General features: G+C 46.3%; 8 protein-coding genes. All 8 read left to right on the top strand.

Annotated elements, in window-relative coordinates; genetic code table 11:
- Positions 1-86: 86 nt before the first annotated feature.
- The 8 genes from BVJ53_RS13885 to BVJ53_RS13920 all read left to right on the top strand — a co-directional run bounded on the left by BVJ53_RS13885 (position 87) and on the right by BVJ53_RS13920 (position 3,641).
- Positions 87-500, top strand: coding sequence for a RusA family crossover junction endodeoxyribonuclease (locus BVJ53_RS13885; RefSeq protein WP_005688526.1), 414 nt, complete (start codon positions 87-89; stop codon positions 498-500).
- 12 nt (positions 501-512) lie between these two features.
- Positions 513-977, top strand: coding sequence for a hypothetical protein (locus tag BVJ53_RS13890; protein ID WP_014569475.1), 465 nt, complete (start codon positions 513-515; stop codon positions 975-977).
- Between the two features lie 11 nt (positions 978-988).
- Positions 989-1,174, top strand: a complete 186-nt coding sequence (locus BVJ53_RS13895) for a hypothetical protein (RefSeq protein WP_010489671.1) — start codon at positions 989-991, stop codon at positions 1,172-1,174.
- A complete protein-coding gene (locus BVJ53_RS13900) occupies positions 1,171-1,704 on the top strand; it encodes a DUF1642 domain-containing protein (protein WP_129302914.1) in 534 nt (177 codons plus the stop codon). Before BVJ53_RS13895 ends, BVJ53_RS13900 begins: the two co-directional genes overlap by 4 nt.
- Positions 1,694-2,068, top strand: a complete 375-nt coding sequence (locus BVJ53_RS13905; protein ID WP_129302915.1) for a DUF1642 domain-containing protein — start codon at positions 1,694-1,696, stop codon at positions 2,066-2,068. Before BVJ53_RS13900 ends, BVJ53_RS13905 begins: the two co-directional genes overlap by 11 nt.
- A complete protein-coding gene (locus BVJ53_RS13910) occupies positions 2,065-2,301 on the top strand; it encodes a hypothetical protein (protein ID WP_129302916.1) in 237 nt (78 codons plus the stop codon). Before BVJ53_RS13905 ends, BVJ53_RS13910 begins: the two co-directional genes overlap by 4 nt.
- Complete coding sequence (locus tag BVJ53_RS13915) at positions 2,298-2,705, top strand: hypothetical protein (protein WP_129302917.1); 408 nt, start codon at positions 2,298-2,300, stop codon at positions 2,703-2,705. Before BVJ53_RS13910 ends, BVJ53_RS13915 begins: the two co-directional genes overlap by 4 nt.
- A gap of 507 nt (positions 2,706-3,212) precedes the next feature.
- Positions 3,213-3,641 (top strand): ArpU family phage packaging/lysis transcriptional regulator, encoded by a 429-nt coding sequence (locus tag BVJ53_RS13920; RefSeq protein ID WP_129302918.1) that lies wholly within the window; start codon positions 3,213-3,215, stop codon positions 3,639-3,641.
- The last annotated feature ends 252 nt before the right edge of the window (positions 3,642-3,893 follow it).

Below are 3,893 nucleotides of genomic sequence, written 5' to 3' on the forward strand. Positions count from 1 at the left end.
TTCGTGAGACGAGTGGCAAGCGAGTTTGAAATCAAGCTGCCAATCCGTAACAACGGTAATGACTATCTGAAGGACGTGAAACAAGCGTGATAAGGCTAACAATACCCGGTGAACCGGTTGCTCAAGGGAGGCCTAGGTTTTCTCGGCGAGGAAAGTATGTAAGTACGTATGATCCTCCCAAATCACGTGGCTACAAAGAATACATCAAGCAGATTGCACGTCAGGAGCTCCATATTGAGCCTCTGACGGGTTCTATCAGGATAAACGTAAAAGTATACAGAGGTATTCAAAAATCCGGTAGCAAGCTTACTAGGCGGAAAAAACAGGACGGCATCATTAGACCAACTGTTAAGCCGGATACAGACAACTATTACAAAGCGGTGTCTGATGCGCTGACCGGGATTTTGTGGGAAGACGACAACCAAATAGTCGAGATCCATGTTGGCAAATGGTACAGCGATCAACCACGTGTTGAGATTGAAGCAGAAGAGATCGATTAAGGAGAAAAAATCATGAACAAAAAATTGACATTTACAGTAACTGTTTTAGCAGGACTTATGTTTGGGGCCGGTGCAACCACCATTGCCGACAATGTTTGGCAAGGTCACCAGAACATCGTGGAGACCAAAAACAATATCGACAAGCTGACGGCTAAGATTCACGCTTCAAAATCTAGCTTGTCCGATTTGCAACATCAGTTGTCTGACGCGCAGGCACAGTATGCGGCCCTAAAACAGCAATATGGAAACGACATGGCAAACAAAGATGCCCAGATTCAGCAAAAGATCGTTGAAGGCCAGCAAGCAGTTGCCCAGAAACAGGCTGAGGTCGATGCTAAGCAACAGACAATCAACGACCTTACATCACAGTTAGAAGCCGCCAAACAGGCAAACAATGACTTATCACAGGCAATCAAAGACGCGCAGAGCATCAAGGACTATTCAGATCAGGCTGTGAAGTCAGTCAGCGCGAAATGAGAGGCACACAAATGTACGTAGTAGCAGGATTAAACACAGAAACCGAGTATTATCGAGCCAAGTATCAATCTCAGTGTATCCGATGGATAAACGAGAACATGGCCAAGCACACGGAATCGCACAACACCCGTGGCGATGACATTAAGGTAGATATTCCGGAACCACTGATTATCAAGAAAGTAGAGGACGAAAAATGAGCGAAGAAAAACTGTACGCGGTAAAGAACGATGATGGCGAGTGGTTAGATCAAGACCATATTTTCGGGCCAGGAGCATGGGCACACCCAAACAAAGATCAATCTGAAGTGAAAGCAAAAGTCTACAGCGGCCACGTTGTCGCGCTCGTTGAGGAGCCTAAAAAGGTAGTCCTAACCAAGGAGCAAGCCGAAATCGTTGAAAAAGCGCGTGTAAGTGACATTCCAGCAACCTTTATTTCTGGTTTAGGAGCTAGTGGTGAAGAAGAACTGCTGATGGAGGCTTACGTCAATGGCTACACCGTGGCAAAAGAGAAGAAGTATCTTCTACCCATGGACGGAACACTGGAAGAGGGTGATGACAACGACAATTTTCAGCTATATGCGTATTGTTACAAAGGGCGATGGCTGGCAGATGAATTCGAGACAGACCCATCATACAAACACCAGACAGTTACCCAGAAAGAATTAGAGACCGCACCAGCATGGGTAAAGGCAATTAAGCCTTTGGAGGTGACTGACGATGAGCAATGAGACGAAGCAAGACGTGTTCGATGATTTAGTAGAGCAACATCAAAATTACATTACTACTGTTATTGGTGACTACGGGGTTAATGACAAAGCAATTGAAGGCTGGAACGAGCGTTATGACGCTGCCTTGCCAGATGATCTTCCGGTGATTCCGGAAGCAGTAGGCGAATGGCTGCGAAACTGTAAGCGCCAAGGATTGCTCATCACGCGAGCAATGAGCGGGCGCGGAGGCAACATCAACGAGGTTATGCCCATTGAAGTGGTTCATTGGATAGCAGGGTCGCAGTCTCGACACGATACATTTGCGCGTGCGTGGGTATTGGAAGCGTGGCAGGTCGAAGAAACTGGGGAGGTCGTGCGGCTATGACAAAAGAGAAGAACAGAACTGGATTTAAGGTTGTCCGTCACCCAAATACTGAACAACTGCAGAAGGTAAGTGATGAAATTGTAGCTAGCTATGAGCAACATCTAGCTTTGACGCATACCGACAATGAAGTCTACAACTCCGCACATCTTAATATAGCTACCGGTTTGCTATATGCCATTGTGCGACTTCGGGCGATTTTGACGCACGAAGATGACGAGGAGGTGGAAAGATGAGCAGGACTCCTGAAACTAAAGCGTGGCGGTCAATTGTTGGTTCTGTTGCTGCTGACAAAGAAATTCATTTAAGTGCATTTCGTGGAAATGTAAAGATTGAAAGTCTTGGCAGCGTCATTAAATATCTGATGACTGCTGCTGGTGGTGTTCAGACTATTGGGTTAAGAATTGATGCTCTGATTCGCAACGCAGTCTCACTCGATGACTATGAACACTACATGTGCCACGGTGAACGTGGATTAGAAGCGGCCAATAAGATTGTTGATTTGCAGAGCAAAAGCTATTATGGCGTGTCCTATGCAGACCTCAAGTCGGCTATTAAGGCAATCTGTGTTGAGATAGCAAGACGCGCAGATGAGTTGGGGCTGAATTATCACGATTATGTGATGGAGGCGGCGAAATGAGACCGATTAAGTTCCGACTTTGGAACCGACCGTTAAATAAAATGCAATCGGTTCGATAGCTGTAGTCGCTGCTATAATTGCTTGGGTTCTTGCTGCTCCATTTGCTACTGCTGGGATTGCACTAATGGGAGAGCCAACAAGTCTTAACTTATCAGGCCTAAAAGAACTGGTGGTTGAGACCTGGGAAAACTTTGATTAGTTAGTCATTAATCTATGAGGCTGTGCATTCACGACAGCGGTTTTCATTCTTGTTGGCTGCTGGGCTGTAAAGGTACTCTGGAAGGCCGCATTTGGGTAAACAAAAAGCGCGTCCTTCACCAGACGCGCTGGAGGCCATAACGCATAGTGTAGGTATATGAAATCATTCTAAAAGGAGTTGGCCTCCAATGACAGTATAGCAAACGCACATGTTGAACGCACGTTTAAGGCATCAAAAAAGCGCACCATTACGGCACGCTTATCCCCAAAACTTTTACAAATTCAATCATACCATAAGGAGTGGACGCAGTGGTGCGAGCAACGAGATATTTTAGCCCAATTGATCATGACAAAACGATTGAAAACGCCAAAGAGGTCTTGGAGAACTACTGGCATCACAAGCGGCTCGCTCAACGCACCAAAATAGCGCTCAGAAGCCCCGTGATGGACGGCATGCCCAAGTCACCTAGCTATGGCAACAAAGCCGAGGACAAGCTCGTATCGCACGCTGACGAGCTGTACTATATAGCGTGCTGTGAAGGTGCCATTGAATCTCTGGAATCAGAGAATCATCGGATTATACTAACAAGCTCTTACTTAACCAAACGATATAGTGACAAGCAAATAATGGACAAGCTTTTTTTATCAAAAGCCCAGTATTATCGAACAAAACGAGAAGCGCTAATTGCATTCGCCGAGATTTGTCCATTGGTTGAAATCGAGATGAGACCTTTGTGAGACATTTCAACTGTTTTTCCGCCTTATGATGGTATTGTGCCAAAGGTGAGAAACCTGAGACACCGCATTTTTCCTCCGAGCCTCAGTGATGATAAAGCTGTGGCAAGGCGTGGCAATGAGGACTGGCTGAGATAGTCAGGCGGGTTCGATTCCCGCATGCCACATTTCACCCGTGAAGGTCTGTGACGGAGTAGCTACCGTCACTACGTCCCGATACGCCTACCATGACGATGAGTAGCAGGGTGAACTTAT

Source organism: Lacticaseibacillus chiayiensis (assembly GCF_004123795.1).
GTDB classification, from domain to species: Bacteria; Bacillota; Bacilli; order Lactobacillales; family Lactobacillaceae; genus Lacticaseibacillus; species Lacticaseibacillus chiayiensis.

Coding starts and splice junctions, on each gene's coding strand:
- BVJ53_RS13890 (WP_014569475.1), top strand. CDS start 513: ATGAACAAAAAATTGACATTTACAGTAACTGTTTTAGCAGGACTTATG.
- BVJ53_RS13895 (WP_010489671.1), top strand. CDS start 989: ATGTACGTAGTAGCAGGATTAAACACAGAAACCGAGTATTATCGAGCC.
- BVJ53_RS13900 (WP_129302914.1), top strand. CDS start 1,171: ATGAGCGAAGAAAAACTGTACGCGGTAAAGAACGATGATGGCGAGTGG.
- BVJ53_RS13905 (WP_129302915.1), top strand. CDS start 1,694: ATGAGCAATGAGACGAAGCAAGACGTGTTCGATGATTTAGTAGAGCAA.
- BVJ53_RS13910 (WP_129302916.1), top strand. CDS start 2,065: ATGACAAAAGAGAAGAACAGAACTGGATTTAAGGTTGTCCGTCACCCA.
- BVJ53_RS13915 (WP_129302917.1), top strand. CDS start 2,298: ATGAGCAGGACTCCTGAAACTAAAGCGTGGCGGTCAATTGTTGGTTCT.